General features: G+C 71.2%; 17 protein-coding genes. 8 read left to right on the forward strand and 9 right to left on the reverse strand.

Translation table 11 applies throughout. The annotated features are described in order from the left end of the window. Positions 1-3 precede the first annotated feature (3 nt). The 7 genes from gyrA to dnaA all read right to left on the reverse strand — a co-directional run bounded on the left by gyrA (position 4) and on the right by dnaA (position 10,584). On the reverse strand, positions 4-2,514 hold the full coding sequence (gene gyrA, locus QDR37_RS06650; protein ID WP_279712827.1) for a DNA gyrase subunit A: 2,511 nt from the start codon (positions 2,512-2,514) through the stop codon (positions 4-6). A gap of 112 nt (positions 2,515-2,626) precedes the next feature. Continuing rightward, a complete protein-coding gene (gene gyrB / locus QDR37_RS06655) occupies positions 2,627-4,717 on the reverse strand; it encodes a DNA topoisomerase (ATP-hydrolyzing) subunit B (protein ID WP_279712828.1) in 2,091 nt (696 codons plus the stop codon). Between the two features lie 107 nt (positions 4,718-4,824). Beyond that, positions 4,825-5,307, reverse strand: coding sequence for a DciA family protein (locus QDR37_RS06660; protein ID WP_279712829.1), 483 nt, complete (start codon positions 5,305-5,307; stop codon positions 4,825-4,827). Next, positions 5,304-6,416: a DNA replication/repair protein RecF gene (gene recF / locus QDR37_RS06665; protein WP_279712830.1), complete on the reverse strand. Its 1,113-nt coding sequence runs from the start codon at positions 6,414-6,416 to the stop codon at positions 5,304-5,306. The genes QDR37_RS06660 and recF overlap by 4 nt, the downstream gene beginning before the upstream one ends. 36 nt (positions 6,417-6,452) lie before the next feature. Further along, entirely contained in the window at positions 6,453-7,370 is a 918-nt protein-coding gene (gnd, locus tag QDR37_RS06670) for a phosphogluconate dehydrogenase (NAD(+)-dependent, decarboxylating) (RefSeq protein WP_279712831.1), read from the reverse strand. A 31-nt stretch (positions 7,371-7,401) separates the two neighbouring features. Then, the gene (gene dnaN / locus QDR37_RS06675) at positions 7,402-8,541 is read right to left on the reverse strand and encodes a DNA polymerase III subunit beta (protein ID WP_279712832.1); all 1,140 of its coding nucleotides are present in this window, start codon (positions 8,539-8,541) and stop codon (positions 7,402-7,404) included. A 606-nt stretch (positions 8,542-9,147) separates the two neighbouring features. Continuing rightward, the gene (gene dnaA, locus QDR37_RS06680) at positions 9,148-10,584 is read right to left on the reverse strand and encodes a chromosomal replication initiator protein DnaA (RefSeq protein ID WP_279712833.1); all 1,437 of its coding nucleotides are present in this window, start codon (positions 10,582-10,584) and stop codon (positions 9,148-9,150) included. A 388-nt stretch (positions 10,585-10,972) separates the two neighbouring features. Between dnaA and rpmH the strand changes: the two genes are divergently transcribed. The 8 genes from rpmH to QDR37_RS06720 are packed head-to-tail and all read left to right on the forward strand — an operon-like array spanning position 10,973 to position 15,943. Beyond that, positions 10,973-11,110, forward strand: a complete 138-nt coding sequence (gene rpmH / locus QDR37_RS06685; protein WP_279712834.1) for a 50S ribosomal protein L34 — start codon at positions 10,973-10,975, stop codon at positions 11,108-11,110. Positions 11,111-11,117: 7 nt separating this feature from the next. Next, a complete protein-coding gene (rnpA, locus tag QDR37_RS06690) occupies positions 11,118-11,462 on the forward strand; it encodes a ribonuclease P protein component (protein WP_279712835.1) in 345 nt (114 codons plus the stop codon). Then, on the forward strand, positions 11,459-11,782 hold the full coding sequence (gene yidD / locus QDR37_RS06695; RefSeq protein WP_279712836.1) for a membrane protein insertion efficiency factor YidD: 324 nt from the start codon (positions 11,459-11,461) through the stop codon (positions 11,780-11,782). The genes rnpA and yidD overlap by 4 nt, the downstream gene beginning before the upstream one ends. 3 nt (positions 11,783-11,785) lie before the next feature. Next, positions 11,786-12,760: a membrane protein insertase YidC gene (gene yidC / locus QDR37_RS06700; protein WP_279712837.1), complete on the forward strand. Its 975-nt coding sequence runs from the start codon at positions 11,786-11,788 to the stop codon at positions 12,758-12,760. After that, the gene (locus QDR37_RS06705) at positions 12,757-13,320 is read left to right on the forward strand and encodes a R3H domain-containing nucleic acid-binding protein (RefSeq protein WP_279712838.1); all 564 of its coding nucleotides are present in this window, start codon (positions 12,757-12,759) and stop codon (positions 13,318-13,320) included. Before yidC ends, QDR37_RS06705 begins: the two co-directional genes overlap by 4 nt. Positions 13,321-13,337: 17 nt before the next feature. After that, positions 13,338-13,964 carry a 16S rRNA (guanine(527)-N(7))-methyltransferase RsmG gene (gene rsmG / locus QDR37_RS06710; RefSeq protein ID WP_279713573.1) on the forward strand — a complete coding sequence of 209 codons (627 nt, stop codon included), beginning with the start codon at positions 13,338-13,340 and terminating at the stop codon, positions 13,962-13,964. 51 nt (positions 13,965-14,015) lie between these two features. Next, on the forward strand, positions 14,016-14,930 hold the full coding sequence (locus QDR37_RS06715) for a ParA family protein (protein WP_279712839.1): 915 nt from the start codon (positions 14,016-14,018) through the stop codon (positions 14,928-14,930). Between the two features lie 50 nt (positions 14,931-14,980). After that, positions 14,981-15,943 carry a ParB/RepB/Spo0J family partition protein gene (locus QDR37_RS06720; RefSeq protein WP_279713574.1) on the forward strand — a complete coding sequence of 321 codons (963 nt, stop codon included), beginning with the start codon at positions 14,981-14,983 and terminating at the stop codon, positions 15,941-15,943. 117 nt (positions 15,944-16,060) lie between these two features. Here the strand turns inward: QDR37_RS06720 and QDR37_RS06725 are convergent, their stop codons facing one another. Together QDR37_RS06725 and QDR37_RS06730 are read right to left on the reverse strand one after the other, a co-directional pair. After that, entirely contained in the window at positions 16,061-17,008 is a 948-nt protein-coding gene (locus tag QDR37_RS06725; protein WP_279712840.1) for a D-alanine--D-alanine ligase, read from the reverse strand. Between the two features lie 27 nt (positions 17,009-17,035). Further along, positions 17,036-18,334 carry a PLP-dependent aminotransferase family protein gene (locus tag QDR37_RS06730; RefSeq protein WP_279713575.1) on the reverse strand — a complete coding sequence of 433 codons (1,299 nt, stop codon included), beginning with the start codon at positions 18,332-18,334 and terminating at the stop codon, positions 17,036-17,038. Between the last annotated feature and the right edge of the window lie 46 nt (positions 18,335-18,380).

The raw sequence follows: 18,380 nt of genomic DNA on the forward strand, positions 1-18,380 counted from the left end.
ACGCTACTCGCCGACGAGGTCGTGCCCGATGGGCGACTTGACGTCTTGACCGAGGTCATCAGATGCTCGCGCCTCCATGGTCGAATCGCTGTTCCGGGCAACGGCGATGATTCTGTCATCCAGACCGAAGCGCGCAAACACCACGCCCATCGTGTCGCGACCTTTGGCAGGAACTTCGGATACGGCGCTGCGGACCACCTTGCCACCTTCGAGCACGACGAGCACCTCGTCCTGCTCGTCGACGATGAGGGCACCGGCGAGGTCGCCTCGCGCCTCCGCGAGCTTCGCGACCTTGATGCCGAGCCCGCCGCGCTGCTGCAGCCGGTACTGGTCGACGGCGGTGCGCTTCGCGTAGCCGCCCTCGGTGACGACGAAGACGAAGCCCTCGTCGGAGACGACGCGGGCCGCGAGCAGCTGGTCGTCGCCGCGGAAGTGCATGCCGATGACGCCGGAGGTGCTGCGACCCATGGGGCGGAGGGCGTCGTCATCGGCGCGGAACCGCACGGACATGCCCTTGCGCGACACGAGCAGCACGTCGGACGCCTCGCCGACGAGCAGCGCCTGGATGAGCTCGTCGCCCTCGCGCAGGTTGATGGCGATGATGCCGCCGCTGCGGTTCGTGTCGTACTCGGCGAGCGCCGTCTTCTTCACGAGGCCGCTCCTCGTGGCGAGCACGAGGTAGGGCGCGACCGTGTAGTCGCGGATGTCGAGGATCTGCGCGACGTGCTCGTCGGGCTGCATCGCGAGCAGGTTCGCGATGTGCTGGCCCTTCGCGTCGCGGCTCGCCTCCTGCACCTCCCACGTCTTCACGCGGTAGACGCGGCCGGCGTTCGTGAACACGAGCAGCCAGTGGTGGGTGGAGGTGACGAAGAGGTGCTCGACCACGTCGTCGGCGCGCAGCTGGGCGCCCCGCACGCCGCGGCCGCCGCGACGCTGGGCCCGGTACTGGTCGCTGCGGGTGCGCTTGATGTAGCCGCCGCGGGTGACGGTGACGACGACCTCCTCGTCGGGGATGAGGTCCTCGATCGTCATGTCGCCGTCGTAGCCGTACATGATCTCGGTGCGGCGGTCGTCGCCGAACCGGTCGGTGATCGCCTGCAGCTCCTCGGAGATGATCGTGCGCTGCCGCGAGGGGCTCGCGAGGATCGCCTGGTACTCGGCGATGAGCCGCTCGAGCTCGGCGGCCTGGTCGATGATCTTCTGGCGCTCGAGGGCGGCGAGGCGACGCAGCTGCAGGCTGAGGATCGCCGTGGCCTGCACCTCGTCGACGCCGAGCAGCTCCATGAGGCCGTCGCGGGCGACGTCGGCGGTGGGGGAGCGGCGGATGAGGGCGATGACCTCGTCGAGCGCGTCGAGCGCCTTGAGGTAGCCGCGCAGGATGTGGGCGTCGGCCTCGGCCTTCCGCAGCCGGAAGCGCGTGCGCCGGACGATGACCTCGATCTGGTGGTCGACCCAGGCGCTGATGAACCCGTCGAGCGCGAGCGTGCGGGGCACGCCGTCGACGAGGGCGAGCATGTTCGCGCCGAAGTTGTCCTGCAGCTGCGTGTGCTTGTACAGGTTGTTCAGCACGACCTTCGCGACCGCGTCGCGCTTCAGCACGATCACGAGGCGCTGACCCGTGCGCCCGGACGTCTCGTCACGGATGTCGGCGATGCCGCCGATCTTGCCGTCGTTCACGAGCTCGGCGATGCGGATCGCGAGGTTGTCGGGGTTCACCTGGTACGGCAGCTCGGTGACGACGAGGCAGGTGCGGCCGTGGATCTCCTCGACGTTCACGACGCTGCGCATCGTGATCGAGCCGCGGCCCGTGCGGTAGGCGTCGTGGATGCCCTTGGTGCCGAGGATCTGCGCGCCGGTGGGGAAGTCGGGGCCCTTGATGCGCTCCATGAGCGCCTCGAGCAGCTCCTCGCGGGTGGCGTCGGGGTGCTCGAGCGCCCACTGCGCGCCGGCGGCGACCTCGCGGAGGTTGTGCGGCGGGATGTTCGTCGCCATGCCGACCGCGATGCCGGCGGAGCCGTTGACGAGCAGGTTCGGGAACCGGGCCGGCAGGACGACGGGCTCCTGGGTGCGGCCGTCGTAGTTGTCCTGGAAGTCGACCGTGTCCTCTTCGATGTCCCGCACCATCTCGAGCGCGAGCGGGGCCATCTTGGTCTCGGTGTAGCGGGGCGCCGCGGCCGGGTCGTTGCCCGGGGAGCCGAAGTTGCCCTGGCCGAGCGCGAGCGGGTAGCGGAGGCTCCAGTCCTGCACGAGGCGCACGAGCGTGTCGTAGATCGCGCTGTCGCCGTGCGGGTGGAACTGCGCCATCACGTCGCCGACGACGCGGGCGCACTTGCTGAAGGCCCGGTCGGGCCGGTACCCGCCGTCGTACATCGCGTAGATCACGCGGCGGTGCACGGGCTTCAGGCCGTCGCGCACCTCCGGCAGCGCCCGCTGCACGATGACGCTCATGGCGTAGTCGAGGTACGAGCGCTGCATCTCGAGCTGCAGGTCGACCTGTTCGATGCGGTCGGGCATGGGGGTCCTTAACTGTTACCGGGAAGGGCGGTGGTCGCGAGGGTCTCGTGACGCGGCCGGGCAGGGCCGCCCTCGACCCTGAACCGCGGATCGCTGGTCGCGATCCGGTGGCTCAGATGTCGAGGAACCGCACGTCCTTCGCGTTCTTCTGGATGAAGGAGCGGCGGGACTCGACGTCCTCGCCCATGAGGGTGGAGAAGATCTCGTCGGCGGCCGCGGCGTCCTCGAGCGTGACCTGCAGCAGCGTGCGGGTCTCGGGGTTCATCGTCGTGTCCCAGAGCTCGGAGTAGTCCATCTCGCCGAGGCCCTTGTAGCGCTGGATCCCGTTCTCCTTCGGGATCCGCTTGCCACGGGCGAGCCCGTCGGCCATCACGGCGTCGCGCTCGCGGTCGCTGTAGACGTACTCGTGCGGCGAGTTGCTCCACTTGAGGCGGTAGAGCGGCGGCTGCGCGAGGTACACGTACCCGAGCTCGATGAGCGGCCGCATGAAGCGGAACACGAGCGTGAGCAGCAGCGTGGTGATGTGCTGGCCGTCGACATCGGCGTCGGCCATGAGCACGATCTTGTGGTACCTGGCCTTCTCGGCCACGAAGTCGTCGCCGATGCCGCACCCGAAGGCCGTGATCATGGCCTGGATCTCCTGGTTCGCGAGCGCCCGGTCGAGCCGCGCCTTCTCGACGTTCAGGATCTTGCCGCGCAGCGCGAGGATCGCCTGCGTCTCGGGGTTGCGGCCGCGCACCGCGGAGCCGCCGGCCGAGTCGCCCTCGACGAGGAAGATCTCGGCCTTCGACGCGTCCCGGGTCTGGCAGTCCTTCAGCTTGCCCGGCATCGACGCGGTCTCGAGCACGCCCTTGCGCCTCGTCGCATCGCGAGCCTTGCGGGCCGCCATGCGGGCGGTCGCCGCCTGCTGCGCCTTGCGGATGATGTCCTTCGCCTGGACGGGATGGCTGTCGAACCAGTCGGCCAGCTGGGAGCTGACGACCCGCTGCACGAACGTCTTCGCCTCGGTGTTGCCGAGCTTCGTCTTCGTCTGGCCCTCGAACTGCGGCTCGCCGAGCTTCACCGAGATGACCGCGGTGAGCCCCTCGCGCACGTCGTCGCCGGAGAGGTTGTCGTCCTTCTCCTTGAGCAGACCCTTCTCGCGCGCGTACCGGTTCATGAGCGTAGTCAGCGCGGCGCGGAAGCCCTCCTCGTGCGTGCCGCCCTCGTGCGTGTTGATCGTGTTCGCGTAGGTGTGGACGCTCTCGCTGTACGCGCCCGTCCACTGCATCGCGAGCTCGAGCGAGATGCGCCGGTCGACGTCCTCCGACTCGAAGGAGATGACCTCGGGGTTCACGAGCTCGGTCTTCTTCGTGGAGTTGAGGTACTCGACGTAGTCGACGAGCCCGCGCTCGTACTTGAAGACGACCGTGCGGTCGATGCGGTTCGCGTCGACCTCGCCGTCGACGGGCTCGGTCGTGCGCTGATCGGTGAGCGCGATCGCGAGGCCCTTGTTGAGGAACGCGTACTGCTGGAACCGGGTTCGGAGGGTCTCGTAGTCGAACTCGACGGTCTCGAAGATCTCGGCGTTCGGCCAGAACGTGACCGTGGTGCCGGTGCCCTCAGCGGCCTCGCCCTGCTCGACGGGCGCGAGCGGCACGCCGTTCTCGTACTGCTGGCGCCAGATGTGACCCTGCCGCTTCACCTCGACGGCGAGCCGGCTCGAGAGCGCGTTGACCACGGAGCTGCCGACGCCGTGCAGACCACCCGACACCGCGTACCCGCCGCCGCCGAACTTGCCGCCGGCGTGCAGCACCGTGAGCACGACCTCGAGCGTGGAGCGACCTTCGACCGGGTGCACGTCGACGGGGATGCCGCGGCCGTTGTCGGCGACCCGGACTCCGCCGTCGGCGAGGATCGTGATGTCGATGTGGTCGCAGTAGCCGGCGAGCGCCTCGTCGACCGCGTTGTCGACGATCTCGTAGACGAGGTGGTGCAGACCGCGCGGTCCCGTGGAGCCGATGTACATGCCCGGGCGCTTCCGCACGGCCTCGAGCCCCTCGAGCACCTGGATCGAGCCCGCGCCGTACTCCTCGGGCGAGGCGACCTGCGGACGCTCGGGAGCAGCCCGCTCCGCGTCCGGGACACCGGCGCCGTTCGAAGGATCCTCGTCGCGGCTCTCCGCCGCCGTCCCGCCGTCCACGGCGCCCGCGTCATCCGTCAAAATCGATCTCCGATCGTCCTCCTCAGTCTACCGTGCAGGCGTGTCGCGCCGGGCCGGGAACGCCCCTGTGGAGGCAGGAAACCAGCAGGGTGACCGAATCAGCCCGGTCAGCCGTAGGTATCGCGCGGGCCGCGCCCCTGGACCGATCTCCGGCCGTGATTCCAGCTGGGCGTGTTCGGCCCGAGGAACCGGATGCTCTCGACCCCGGCCGCGGGGAAGTCGCGGGCGATGCGCTCCGCGATCTGCGAGCGCATCAGCCCGAGCTGCGTCGCCCAGGCCGTCGAGTCGCACCGGACGAGCAGCACGCCGTCCGCGAAGCCCTCGACCGCGGCGTGCCGGGCCGTCTCCTCACCCGCGATGGAGCGCCAGGCGGCGGTGAGGTCCGTCTGCGCGAGCGGTGTCACCCAGCCGAGCGACTCGGTGACCGCGTCGAGCACCGTGCCGGCCGCCAGCGGGTCGCGACCCTTGCCGTAGGGGAGGTTGTCGCCCTTCGGCTTCGGCCGCTCCCGGCGGGAGCGCGGCCGGCCGAACACCTCGCGGAGGCGCAGCCAGACGCGCTCGGCCTCGGTCTCGCTCCCCCGCTCGCTCACGCCGGCACCTCCTTCACGACCTCGCCCGCCCGGATCCGCGTGACCTGCCCGCGGAGCCCCTCGGGGATGTCCTCCTCGACCGCGGCCGTGATGATCACCTGCTCGTATCGCTCCACGCGCTCGGCGAGGCGGAGGCGACGACGGGCGTCGAGCTCGGCGAAGACGTCGTCGAGGATCACGATCGGGTCGCCGGACGACCGGGCGACGCGCAGCAGCTCGACCGCGCCGAGCCGCAGGGCGAGCGCGAGCGACCAGGACTCGCCGTGGCTCGCGTAGCCGCGCGCGGGCAGGTCGTTGATGGTGAGGAGCAGGTCGTCGCGGTGCGGCCCGACGAGGGTGATCCCGCGCTCGAGCTCCCGGCGGCGGGCGGCAGCGAGAGCCCGGGCGAACCGTTCGGCCGTCGGTCCCGTCGTGTCGCCCTCGGTGTCGATCGAGCGCACGGCGGCGAGGGCGACGCGCTGGTCGCTGCCCGCGACGACGGCGTACTGCTCGGCGACGAGCGGCTCGAGCGCGCCGACGAGCTCGCTGCGGGCGTCGAGCAGCTCCGTCCCCGTCGCGACGAGCCGCTCGTCCCAGATGTCGAGCGTGGCCGGGTCGACGCCGCCGCGGGCCGATCGCAGCAGGCCGTTGCGCTGCCGGAGGGCCTTCTCGTAGTCGCTCTGCACGCCGGCGAGGCGCGGGGTGCGCTGCACGAGCAGCTCGTCGACGAAGCGCCGGCGCGCCGACGGCTCCCCCCGGACGAGCGCGAGGTCCTCCGGCGCGAACAGCACGCTCGAGACGTTCCGGGTGATCTCGCGCGGGCGCACGGCCGACCGGTTCACCTGCGCCCGGTTCGGCCCCGTGCGGTTCACGAGCACCTCGGCGAGCACCTCGCGATCGCCCGTCACGACGACGGCCCGGACCACGGCGGAGTCCTGCCCGGCGCGGATCAGCGCGGCGTCGCCGGAGACCCGGTGCGACCCGAGGGTCGTGAGGTACCCGATCGCCTCGACGAGGTTCGTCTTGCCCTGGCCGTTGCTGCCGGCGAGCACGTTCGCACCGGGCCCGAAGGTCACCTCGGCCGACGCGTAGTTGCGCCAGTCGGTGAGGTTCAGGCGGAGGACGCGCACCGCGCCCCCTTCCCGGACGTCGTGCTGCCGGCCGCCCTACTTGGTCGGGTGCAGATCCTGCGCGGCCTTCGCCTCGTGCGCCTTCACCGCGTGGCCGCCGAACTGGTTGCGCAGCGCGGCGACGGCCTTCATCGCGGGCGACTGGTCCTGCCGGGAGACGAAGCGGGCGAAGATCGCCGCGCTGATCGCCGGCATCGGCACCGCGTTCTCGATGGCCTCCTCGAGCGTCCACCGGCCCTCGCCGGAGTCGTCGACGTAGCCGTCGATGTCCGCGAAGTCGGGGTCGGCGTCGAGCGCGCGCACCATGAGCTCGAGCAGCCAGGAGCGGATGACCGTGCCCCGCTGCCACGCCTTGAAGGTCCCGGGGACGTCGGTGACGTGCGGGGACGACTCGAGCAGCTCGTAGCCCTCGGCGTACGCCTGCATGATCGCGTACTCGATGCCGTTGTGGACCATCTTCGTGTAGTGGCCGGCGCCCACCGGGCCGGCGTGCACGAAGCCCTCCTCGCGGGGCCCCTCGGGCCGCAGCGCGTCGAAGATCGGCATGACCCGCTCGACCTGCTCGTCGCTGCCGCCGACCATGAGGCCGTAGCCGTTCTTCAGGCCCCAGACGCCGCCGGAGACGCCCACGTCCATGAAGTCGATGCCGCGCTCGGCGAGGGACTTCGCGTGCAGCTCGTCGTCGGTGAACTTCGTGTTGCCGCCGTCGATCACGAGGTCGCCCTGGTCGAGCACGCCCTTCAGGGCGTCGACGACCGAGTCGGTGATGCGGCCGGCGGGCACCATGACCCAGACGGTGCGGGGCGCCGGCAGCGCCGCGGCGAGGGCGGCGTAGTCGGGCACGTCGCTGACGTCGGGGTTCGTGTCGTAGCCCACCACGTCGATCCCGGCGTTCTTCAGCCGGCTGCGCATGTTGTTGCCCATCTTGCCGAGCCCGACCAGGCCGATCTTCATTCCGAGTCCTCTCGAAGGTGAGTGGTTCAGGTCAGCGGAGCAGCAGGTTGGGCTGCAGGAGGTAGCGGTACTCCTCCGTGCCCGTGTCCTCGCGGGACTTCTGCCCCGTGATCAGCACGGGGCCCGGCTTGTTGGGGTTCTCCGTCTTCGTGAACGAGATTCGCACGAACTCCGTGTGGACACCCGAGAGTCCGTCGAGGAGGAACTGCGGCTTCAGCGACACGACGACGGGCTCACCGGCAAGCACCGCGTCGATGCGCTCGGACGCCTGCGCCTGCTCGCCGCCGGCCGCCTCGAGCCCGAGCCCGTCGGCGTCGAAGGTGAACTTGAGGGCGGCCTCGCGCTCGAGCACGAGCTGCACGCGCCGCGTCGCCTCGACGAGCTCGGCGGTGCCGATGACCGCGAAGTGGTCGACGTTGTCGGGGAAGAGGCGCCGCACCGGGGGGAAGTTGCCCTTGATGAGCAGCGAGGTGACGGTCTTCTTCTCGGAGCTGAAGGCGATGAGCTCGCGGTCGCCCCCGCGGGTGATCGAGATCGTGACGTCGCCGGTGCTGCCGAAGGTGCGGCCGACCTCCTGCAGCGTGCGCGCGGGCACGAGGGCGCTGCCGCCGTCGCTGCGCTCGCTGTGCCAGGGCACGGCGCGGATCGCGACGCGGTACCGGTCGGTGGCGACGAGCGCGAGCGAGTCCTCGCCGGCCTCGAGCTGCACACCCGTGATGACCGGGGTGACGTCGTCGCGCGATGCGGCGACGACGACCTGGGCGATCGCGGGCGAGAAGACCCCGGCCGGGAGGACGCCGGTCGGCTCCCCCACCACGGGCAGGCTCGGGTATTCCGCCACGGGCATGCTGAGGAGGGTGAAGCGGGCGCTGCCGCCGCTCACGACCACGCGGTTCTCGTCGGTGACGACCTCGACGGGGACGTTCGGCAGCCGGTTCGCGATGTCGGCGAGCAGCCGGCCGGAGACGAGCACGCGCCCGGGCTCGAGCACCTCGGCCTCGATCTGCGTGCGCGCCGAGACCTCGTAGTCGAACGAGGAGAGCGTCAGTCCGCCCTCGGTGGTCTCGATGAGCACGCCCGAGAGGATCGGCAGGGTCGTCCGCTGGGGCAGCAGGCGGACGGCGAACGACACGGCGTCGCTGAAGACGTCCCGGTTCGCGTGGAATCGCACTGCTGGTCCTCTCGATCGGCGGGCCCGGGACGGGTCGCAGCAGCGGCCCCGCCGAAGGTCCTACGCATGCTAGCGGAGCCCCTGAACCCGCCGCCCTGGCGGCCGTGCCCCCGTCCACAGCGCGGAATCGGTTGGAGGAGGAAGAGGAAGGTGAAGGACAACCACACTCTTAACAGGTGTGCACACTGTGGATAACTCGGGGGAGGCCGCTGCCCGCCTGGGAACTACACATCTGGAAGATGTCGAAACCGTGCGGACGGGTCCTGTGCCGGACCGTGCCCCTCTGTCGAGGGCCACGACCGCCGCTCACACGTCCCCCCGTCGGGGGCGCCCCGTCCGGGGGTGTCGCTCCACAGTTATCCACAGCCCCTCCACATGGGGGTAGAAACCTCGTCCTGCCGCGCGTTCTGGGGCCGCGGATCCCCGGAACTCCGGGCCACCGCCCTCCCGCTCCACCACCGGGGGCCCTCTGGACGCCGACCGGCCGGGTCACCTCGCGCGACGTGGCGTATGCCGTCGGGACGGTTGTCGGCGGACGAGCGCAGACGGATGTCCTGACGGCATGCGGATGATGCCGGGGGGCCGCCGACACCGGCGGGCGGAGGGTCAGCGGCGGTAGCGCTGGTCCTGCTTGATGCGGCTCGTGAGCTCCGACACCTGGTTGTAGATCGAGCGGCGCTCCTTCATGAGGTCGCTGATCTTCTTGTTCGCGTACATCACGGTCGTGTGGTCGCGGCCGCCGAACAGCTGGCCGATCTTCGGCAGCGACAGGTTCGTGAGCTCGCGGCAGAGGTACATCGCGATCTGCCGCGCCGAGGCGATCTGCTGCGACCGCGAGCTGCCGTACAGGTCGTCGACCGAGAGCTTGAAGTACTCCGCGACGGCGCTGATGATGTCCGCCGGCGCGATGACGTTGTCCTCGTCGAGGGTGATCAGGTCCTTCAGCACCGTCTGCACGAGCTGCATGTCGACCGGCGAGCGGTTGAGGCTCGCGTACGCGGTGACGCGGATGAGGGTGCCCTCGAGCTCGCGGATGTTGCTGCTCACCTTCGAGGCCATGAACTCGAGGATGTCGTCGGGCACCTGGAGGCGCTCCGCCTGCGCCCGCTTGCGGAGGATCGCGATGCGGGTCTCGAGGTCCGGCGTCTGCACGTCGGTGATGAGGCCCTGCTCGAAGCGCGACCGCATGCGGTCCTCGAACCCGGTGAGCTGCCGCGGCGCGAGGTCCGACGTGATGACGACCTGCTTGTTGTGGTCGTGCAGCGTGTTGAAGGTGTGGAAGAAGGCCTCCTGCGTGGAGTCCTTCCCCGAGAGGAACTGGATGTCGTCGATCAGCAGGATGTCGACGTCGCGGTAGCGGGCCTGGAACTGCGCGGCCCGGTTCGCCGCGATCGAGTTGATGAAGTCGTTCGTGAACTCCTCGCTCGAGACGTACCGCACCCGGATGCCCGGGAAGAGCCCCATCGAGTAGTGACCGATCGAGTGGAGCAGGTGCGTCTTGCCGAGGCCGGACTCGCCGTAGATGAAGAGCGGGTTGTACGCCTTCGCGGGGCTCTCGGCCACGGCGAACGCCGCGGCGTGGGCGAAGCGGTTCGAGGCGCCGATCACGAAGGTGTCGAACGTGTAGCGCGAGTTCAGCCGCGACTCGCGGTCCTCCCGCACGCCGTCGAGCACCGCGACCGCCGCCTCGCGCCGGACGGGCTCGGGCGAGGAGTCGGCGGGAACGGCCGGAACGGCCGAGGGCGCGACGGGTGGTACGGGTGTGAACTGCTCGGCCGCGATGTCGGGGTTCACCGTCACCGCGAAGGTGTGGATGCCGAAGTCGCCGGAGAGGTTGCCGATGGCCTCGGCGAGGGGCAGGCGCGCCCGCTGCTCGATCATCGCCCGCGTGAAGTCGTTCGGGACCTCGAGGTAGACGACCCCGGCCATGATCCCCTTCGGCTCGACCAGGTTGAGGAACCCCTGCAGCTGCGGGCCCACCCGGCTGTCGCCGCCGAGCGACTGGCGGATCGTCGCCCAGGCGTCGGCAGCGGCCTCGGTCACGGTTCGGCTCCTCTTCGGCCGCTCCTGTGGAGGGCGGACGCCTGCGGGGGCGGCTCTGGGGCCGCCGGGGGAGGGGAAGACCGGCGAAACGGGTGCCGGACGGGGGGCAACGGTAGACCGCGCCTGTTTCCACAGGCAAGTTCCCACGCGGTGGAATACGTGTGGAGAAACTTCCACGCCTGTGATTCCAGCGCTGTGATTCCAACCGTGTTCGAGCAAGTCCCCGTCCGGGGGACTCGAGGCGCCCGGACGGCGCCGCCGAGCGGTCCGCCGCGGCCTGGTAGTGTGCTGCGGTTGATCGGCGCTCGACTCGAGCACCCACGCACTTCGCCCCGCCCGGCCGCCTCGCCGGGTCCGCCGGGCGCCCCACGAATCGGAGGACGCTCCCGTGACCAAGCGCACGTTCCAGCCCAACAACCGCCGCCGCTCCAAGGTGCACGGCTTCCGTCTGCGCATGCGCACCCGCGCCGGCCGCGCCATCCTCGCCGCCCGCCGCGCCAAGGGCCGCACCGAGCTCTCCGCGTAAGCGGACCGTGCTCGCGAAGGCGAACCGGGTCGTCTCCGCTCCCGACTACCGGAGGCTCGTCCGTACGGGCCGCCGGTCCAAGGGGGCGCTGACCCTCGCCTACGCGCGCCGGACCCAGCCCGAGGACCCGCTCCGCATCGGGGTGATCGTCGCGAAGAACGTCGGCAAGGCCGTCACCCGCAACCGGGTGCGCCGCCGCATCAAGGCCGCCTGCTTCCCGCTGACCGCGGAGGTCGGCGGCCTCGACGTCGTGCTGCGGGCGCTGCCCCCCGCGCGGGACGCCACCTGGGACGAGCTCTCGGGCGAGGTCCGCCGGCAGGTCGAGACCCTCGCAGGGCGCCGCTCCTCATGAGCACCGCCCTCGCCGGTCCTGCGCTCCTCCGCCTGGCGCTGCTGCCGCGGAACGCGGTCATCGTTCTGCTGAAGGCGTACCGCCTGCTCGTCTCCCCCCTCTACGGGAACGTCTGCAGGTACCATCCATCCTGCTCGCGCTACGCGCTCGAGGCCGTGCAGCAGTCCGGCGTCGTGATCGGATCGGCGCTGGCGGTCGCCCGGATCGTCCGGTGCAATCCCTGGTCGCGCGGCGGCGTCGACGACCCGCCCCAGCGGCTGAAGGCCGCGTACCGCATCACCCCGCTCGGCTTCGTCGAGCCCGTCATCCCGGGAGCCTGACCAGTGGACCTCATCGGAACCGTCCTCTGGCCCATCAAATGGGTCATCGAGGCGATCCTCGTCGCGTTCCACTCGCTCTGGACCGCCATCGGCTTCGCCCCCGGCGACGGCCTCACCTGGATCCTGTCGATCCTCGGGCTCGTGATCGTGGTGCGGGCGGCGCTCATCCCGCTGTTCGTGCGCCAGATCCGCAGCCAGCGCCAGATGCTCGAGATCGCTCCGGAGCTGAAGAAGATCCAGGAGAAGTACAAGGGCAAACGCGACCAGTTCTCCCGCGAGGCGATGAGCCGCGAGACCATGGAGCTCTACCGCCGCACAGGCACGAGCCCCTTCGCCTCGTGCCTGCCGCTGCTGATCCAGATGCCCATCTTCTTCAGCCTGTTCCAGGTGCTCGAGGGCGCGCAGCGCAACCCGAACAGGGCGGGCGTCGGCCTGCTGAACGCCGCGCTCGCGAAGTCGTTCGGCGGATCCGAGCTGTTCGGCGCTCCCCTGCACGCGACGCTGACGAACAACGGCGGCAACACGCTCGTGCTCGTCATCGGCATCGCGATGATCGCGCTGATGACGGCCTCGCAGTTCATCACCCAGCTGCAGATCATGTCGAAGAACGTCTCCCCCGAGACGGCGGCGAGCCCGATGTACAAGCAGCAGAAGATGCTGCTCTACGTCCTGCCGCTCATCTTCATCTTCTCGGGGATCGCCTTCCCGCTGGGCGTGATGTTCTACTGGGTCTTCTCGAACGTCTGGACGATGGCGCAGCAGTTCGTCGTCATCCGCAACTCCCCGACGCCCGGCAGCGAGGCCGCGAAGGCGCGCGAGATCCGCTTGGCCAAGAAGGCGGCCCGGAAGAAGGACGGCGGCGTCTCCGCCGGCGCGACGCCGACGGCCGAGGCCCTGCCCGCGCCGCGCTCGAACAACCAGCGCAACCAGCCGATGAGCCGGTCGCGCGCGAAGCGGACGGGGGAGCGCCGGGCATGAGCGGTCTGAACGAGGGTGGGACGCCGGCGCAGGCCGACGAGATCCAGCAGCAGGACGAGGGGCTCGCGGCCCCGACGAGCGGCGACGTCGGGTCCGGCGACGCCGCCGACGCCGCGTCCGTCGACGTCGGCGACGTGGCCGCCGACTACATCGAGGAGCTGCTCGACATCTGCGACCTCGACGGCGACCTCGAGATCGAGGACGCCCACGGACGCACCACGCTCACCGTGAGCGGCGGCGACCTGCGGCTGCTCAGCGCGCCCGCCACCGTCGGCGCGCTGCAGGAGCTCACCCGCCTCGCCGTGCAGGCGAGGAGCGGCGGCTTCGCCCGGCTCACGCTCGACATCGGAGGCAGCCGCGACCAGCGCTCGCGCGAGCTCGGTCGCCTCGTCGACGACGCGGTCGCCGCGTTCGAGCAGGGGCGCACCGCGTTCCCGCTCGAGCCGATGTCCTCGTACGAGCGCAAGGTCGTGCACGACCTCGCCGCTGAGCGCGGGCTGGGGTCGCACTCGGAGGGCGAGGGGCCGACCCGCCACATCGTGCTCACGCCGGCGGCGTGACCGACGTCGCACCCGCGCTGCAGCTCGAACCGGAGCCGCCCGAGGCCGCCGCGGCGTGCGGGGAGGGGCTTCCGGTCGTCCGGCGGTTCGCCGCGGATCTCGCGGCCCGCGGCGTCGAGCTCGGGCTGATCGGGCCGGCGGAGCCGTCCCGGCTCTGGTCCAGGCACCTCGTCAACAGCGCGGTGCTCGCCCCGCTGCTGCCGCAGGGGTCGCGTGTGGCCGACGTGGGAAGCGGTGCCGGCCTTCCCGGGCTCGTCGTCGCGGCCGTGCGGCCGGATCTCGCGCTCACGCTCATCGAGCCGATGGAGCGCCGGGTCGCGTGGCTCGAGGAGGAGGCCGCCCGCCTCGGGCTCGGCAACGTGACGGTGGTGCGCGCCCGCGCCGAGGAGTACCGCGGCGAGCCGTTCGACGTCGTCACCGCTCGCGCGGTGGGCGCGCTCGCGAAGCTGCTCCCCCTCGTCGCGCCCCTCGCGGGACCTGGGGGCCGCCTCGCGCTGCTCAAGGGAGCGTCCGTCGACGCCGAGGTGGCCCGCGCCGAGAAGGTCATCCGCCGCCTGCGCCTCCACGACGCGCGTGTGGAAACCGTGGGCAGCGGCATGGCCTCCGCGGAGACGCGGGTGTTCGTGGCTACGCTGCCCGTCTGACCGCTGTCCCCCGTTCGGGGCGGTCCCGAATACCCCCGGAAGAGGATCGCTGTGAAACCCAGCTCGGCCCTCGAAGCCCGCGGATCCGGCTTCGACGACTCCACCCCGCTCGCGCGGGAGGTCGCGGACATCACGCGACGCCGTCAGCGCCTGCAGTCCGTGCAGCTCCCCCGCCCCGCGGCCACCCGCATCTTCACGGTCGCGAACCAGAAGGGCGGCGTCGGCAAGACGACGACGACCGTGAACCTGGCCGCGGCGCTCGCGAAGTCGGGTATGCGCGTGCTCGCGATCGACCTCGACCCGCAGGGCAACGCCTCGACGGCGCTCGGCGTCGAGCACCGCCACGACACGCTGAGCATCTACGACGTGATCATCGGCGAGGCGCCGATGGACGAGGTCGTGAAGCAGAGCCCGGAGTTCCCGACCCTGTCGTGCGTGCCGGCGACCATCCATCTCGCCGGAGCCGAGATCGAGCTCGTCTCGCTCGTCGCCCGCGAGCAGCGCCTGCGGAGCGCCCTGCGCAGCTACCTCGAGAGCGTCGAGGACCCGTACGACTACGTCTTCATCGACTGCCCGCCGTCGATCGGCCTGCTCACGATCAACGCGTTCGTCGCCGCGACCGAGGTGCTGATCCCCATCCAGTGCGAGTACTACGCGCTCGAGGGCCTCAGCCAGCTGCTGCGGAACATCGACCTCATCGAGCGGCACCTGAACCCGCACCTCGCGGTCTCGACGATCCTGCTCACGATGTTCGACGCCCGCACGCGGCTCGCGAACGACGTGGCGGACGACGTGCGCAAGCACTTCCCGGAGCAGGCGCTCGCGAGCGTGATCCCCCGCGCGGTCCGCATCTCCGAGGCGCCGAGCCATGGCCAGAGCGTCATCACGTACGACCCGAACTCCCCCGGCGCGCTCTCGTACCTCGAGGCGGCGGCCGAGATCGCCCGTCGTGGAGCCGCTTCGTGAGCGCGCCGCGACGGCAGGCCGGTCTCGGCCGCGGCATCGGCGCGCTGCTCATGCCGGACAGCGACGAGCGGCCGAACGCCGACGTCCTCCGGCCGAGCGACGTCTACTTCGGCTCCCGCGCGAAGCCGGCCGACGACCTCGTCGACGTGCCGGGCCTCCGGCTCGCGAGCCTCGGTGTCGACGACATCCGGCCGAACCCGCATCAGCCGCGCCAGGACTTCGACGAGGAGGCGCTCGCCGAGCTCGTGCACTCCGTGCGTGAGAACGGCGTGCTGCAGCCGATCGTGGTCCGGCCGCTGCCCGCGGGTGAGGGCGCGAAGTTCGAGCTCGTCATGGGCGAGCGGCGGTTGCGCGCCACGAGGCTCGCCGGGCTGCGCTCCATCCCGGCGGTCGTCAAGGACACCGCGGACGAGCAGATGCTGCACGACGCCCTGCTCGAGAACCTGCACCGCTCGCAGCTGAACCCGCTCGAGGAGGCGTCGGCCTACCAGCAGCTGATGGCCGACTTCGGCATCACGCACGAGGAGCTCGGCAGCCGCCTCGGCCGGTCCCGGCCGATGATCACGAACACGGTCCGCCTGCTGCGCCTGCCCGAGCACATCCAGCGCAAGGTCGCCGCCGGCGTCCTCACCGCCGGACACGCGCGTGCCGTGCTGTCCGTGGTCGAGCCGGAGCTCATGGACCGCCTCGTCGACCGCATCGTGAACGAGGGCCTGAACGTCCGTCAGGCCGAGGCGGCCGCGATCCGGATGGCCGGCGACGCGAAGCCCCGCAAGTCGACGGGGCGTCGCAACGAGCAGCTCGACGAGATCGCCGACCGGCTCGGGAGCCGCTTCGACACCCGCGTCCGCGTCAACCTCAACGCGAAGCACGGGCAGATCGTCATCGACTTCGGGTCGGTCGCCGATCTGAACCGCATCCTCGCCGACATCGGGGAGGACGCGTGGGAGGAGGGCGAGGCCCGCGAGCGCATGCTCGCGGAGCGTCGTGCCGCCTCGGCGTCCGACGCCTGACGCCCGACGCCTGACGCAGCCGTACCGCGTGTAGGTACTTCGTCCTCGTGTAGGTGCAGAACCGCGTTCTGCACCTACGGCCGGGCGGAGTACCTACACGCGGTTCCTCGGCCCGGGTCAGCCGGCGAGGGCGAGGCGCGTGAGCGCCGCGTAGGTCTCGCCGAGGTCGCGGCCCTGCGCCTTCAGCGCCATCGGCAGCAGGCTCGTCTCGGTGAGGCCCGGCATGACGTTGGTCTCGAGGAACCACGGCCTGCCGTCGGCGTCGAGGACGAGGTCGGACCGCGAGAGGTGACGCAGGCCCAGCGCGCGGTGCGCGAGCAGGGCGAGCTCCCCCGCGGCGGCCGCCGCCTCGTCGCCGATGCGCGCCGGGGTGTGGAAGCGGGTGGCGCCCGGCGTGTACCGCTCCTCGAAGCCGTAGACGCCCGATCTGGGCACGATCTCGACGGCCGGCAGGGCGACGGGCCCGTCCTCCGTCTCGAGCACGCTCACCGCGAGCTCCGTGCCCCGCACTCGGCCTTCGATGAGCGCCTCGTCGCCGTAGGTGAACGCATCGACGAGCGCCCGCGGCAGCCGGTCCGGCTCGTCGATGACGGTGACGCCCTGGGCTGAGCCGCCTCGGGCCGGCTTCACGACGACCTCGCCGGGGAACGCGGCCTGGATCAGCTCGATCGCTGCGTGCGCGCCGATCTCGCGGAACACGTCGCGGGTGAGGGTGACGGACGCGGGCGTCGCTCCGCCGGCGGTCGCGATCACCCGCTTCGCCGTCGGCTTGTCCCAGGCGAGCCGGGCGGCGTCGCCGTGGCTGCCGATGTAGGCGAGACCGGCCGCGTCGAGCAGCGAGCGGAGCGAGCCGTCCTCGCCGCTCGCGCCGTGCAGCGCCGGCCAGATCACGTCGGGGCGCTGCTCGAGCAGCGCCGGCAGCAGATGCGAGTCGGAGTCGAGCGCGCGCACGCGCCAGCCGAGCCGGTTGAGCGCGTCGACCACGCGCCGTCCGGAGCGGAGGGAGACGTCGCGCTCGTGCGAGATGCCGCCCGAGAGCACGACCACGTCGGGGGAGGCGTCCACGGTGCTCCTGTCGATGTCGCTGCGCGGTCAGCGCAGGTCGGGGGGCGGCGCCGAGACCGCCCGGTCGCCGCTGCCGGGTGCGAGGGACCCGGTGCCCGAGAAGGCCCGCACGAGCTCGAGCTCGCCGTTCACGACGGCGGCGAGCCGCTGGATGCCGACGCGGATCTCGTCGGGCGTCGGGTAGCAGAACGAGAGCCGGATCTCCCGGCCGCCCTGGCCGTCGGCGTAGAAGCCGGTACCGGGCGTGTACGCGACGAGCTCCCGCACGGCGCGCGGCAGCATCTGCTTCGAGTGCAGCTCGGAGGGCAGCTTCACCCACACGTAGAAGCCGCCGTTCGGGACGGTCCAGGTGAGGTTCGGCAGGTAGGTGGCGAGCGCGGCGAGCATGGCGTCGCGGCGCTCGCGGTACACCTCGCGGAACCGGACGATCTGGCCGCGCCAGTCGACCGTCTCCATGTACTCGCAGATGATGTGCTGCGAGAAGCTGCTCGGCGACAGGATCGCCGACTCGGTGGCGAGCACGAGCTTCTCGCGGATCGCGAGGGGCGCGAGCGCCCAGCCGACCCGGAACCCGGGCGCGAAGGTCTTCGAGAACGACCCCAGGTAGACGACGTTGTCGGGGTCGAGCGTGCGGAGGGGCTGGGGCGGCGTCTCATCGAACGAGAGCAGCCCGTAGGGGTTGTCCTCGACGACGAGGAGGTGCTCCCGGCGGCAGATCTCGAGGATGCGCGGGCGGCGCTCGGCCGACATGGTGACGCCCGCAGGGTTGTGGAACGTGGGGATCGTGTAGAGGAACTTCATCCGCGATCCCGCGGCCCGCTGCCGCGTGATCTCGGCCTCGAGCGCCTCGGGCACCAGACCGTGCTCGTCCATCGGCACGTGCACGACCCGCGCCTGGTACGACGAGAAGACGCCGAGGGCGCCGACGTAGCTGGGGCCCTCGGCGAGGATCACGTCGCCGGGGTCGATGAAGAGCTTCGTGACGAGGTCGATCGCCTGCTGCGAGCCGGTGGTGGTGACCACGTCGTCGGCGGAGGCCTCGATGCCCTCGAGCGCCATGATCTCGAGGATGTGCTCGCGCAGCCGCGGCATGCCCTGGCCCGAGCCGTACTGCAGCGCCGCGGGGGCGTCGGTGAGGAGCACGCGGTCGACCGCGGTGGCGATGAGCTCGCGAGGGATGGCCCGCACGTAGGGCATGCCGCCCGCGAGCGAGACGACCTCGGGCCGCGACGCGACCGCGAACAGCGCGCGCACCTCGGACACCGAGAGGCCCGAGGCCCGGGCCGCATACGTGCCGTGCCAGGGGTCCAGGTCGGTGCCCGGCACGTCGACGGCCCGCGACGGGCCCTCTGCGGGCACGAGCGGTGCGTGC

This window comes from Amnibacterium sp. CER49 (genome assembly GCF_029846255.1).
In the GTDB taxonomy this organism is placed as follows: Bacteria; Actinomycetota; Actinomycetes; order Actinomycetales; family Microbacteriaceae; genus Amnibacterium.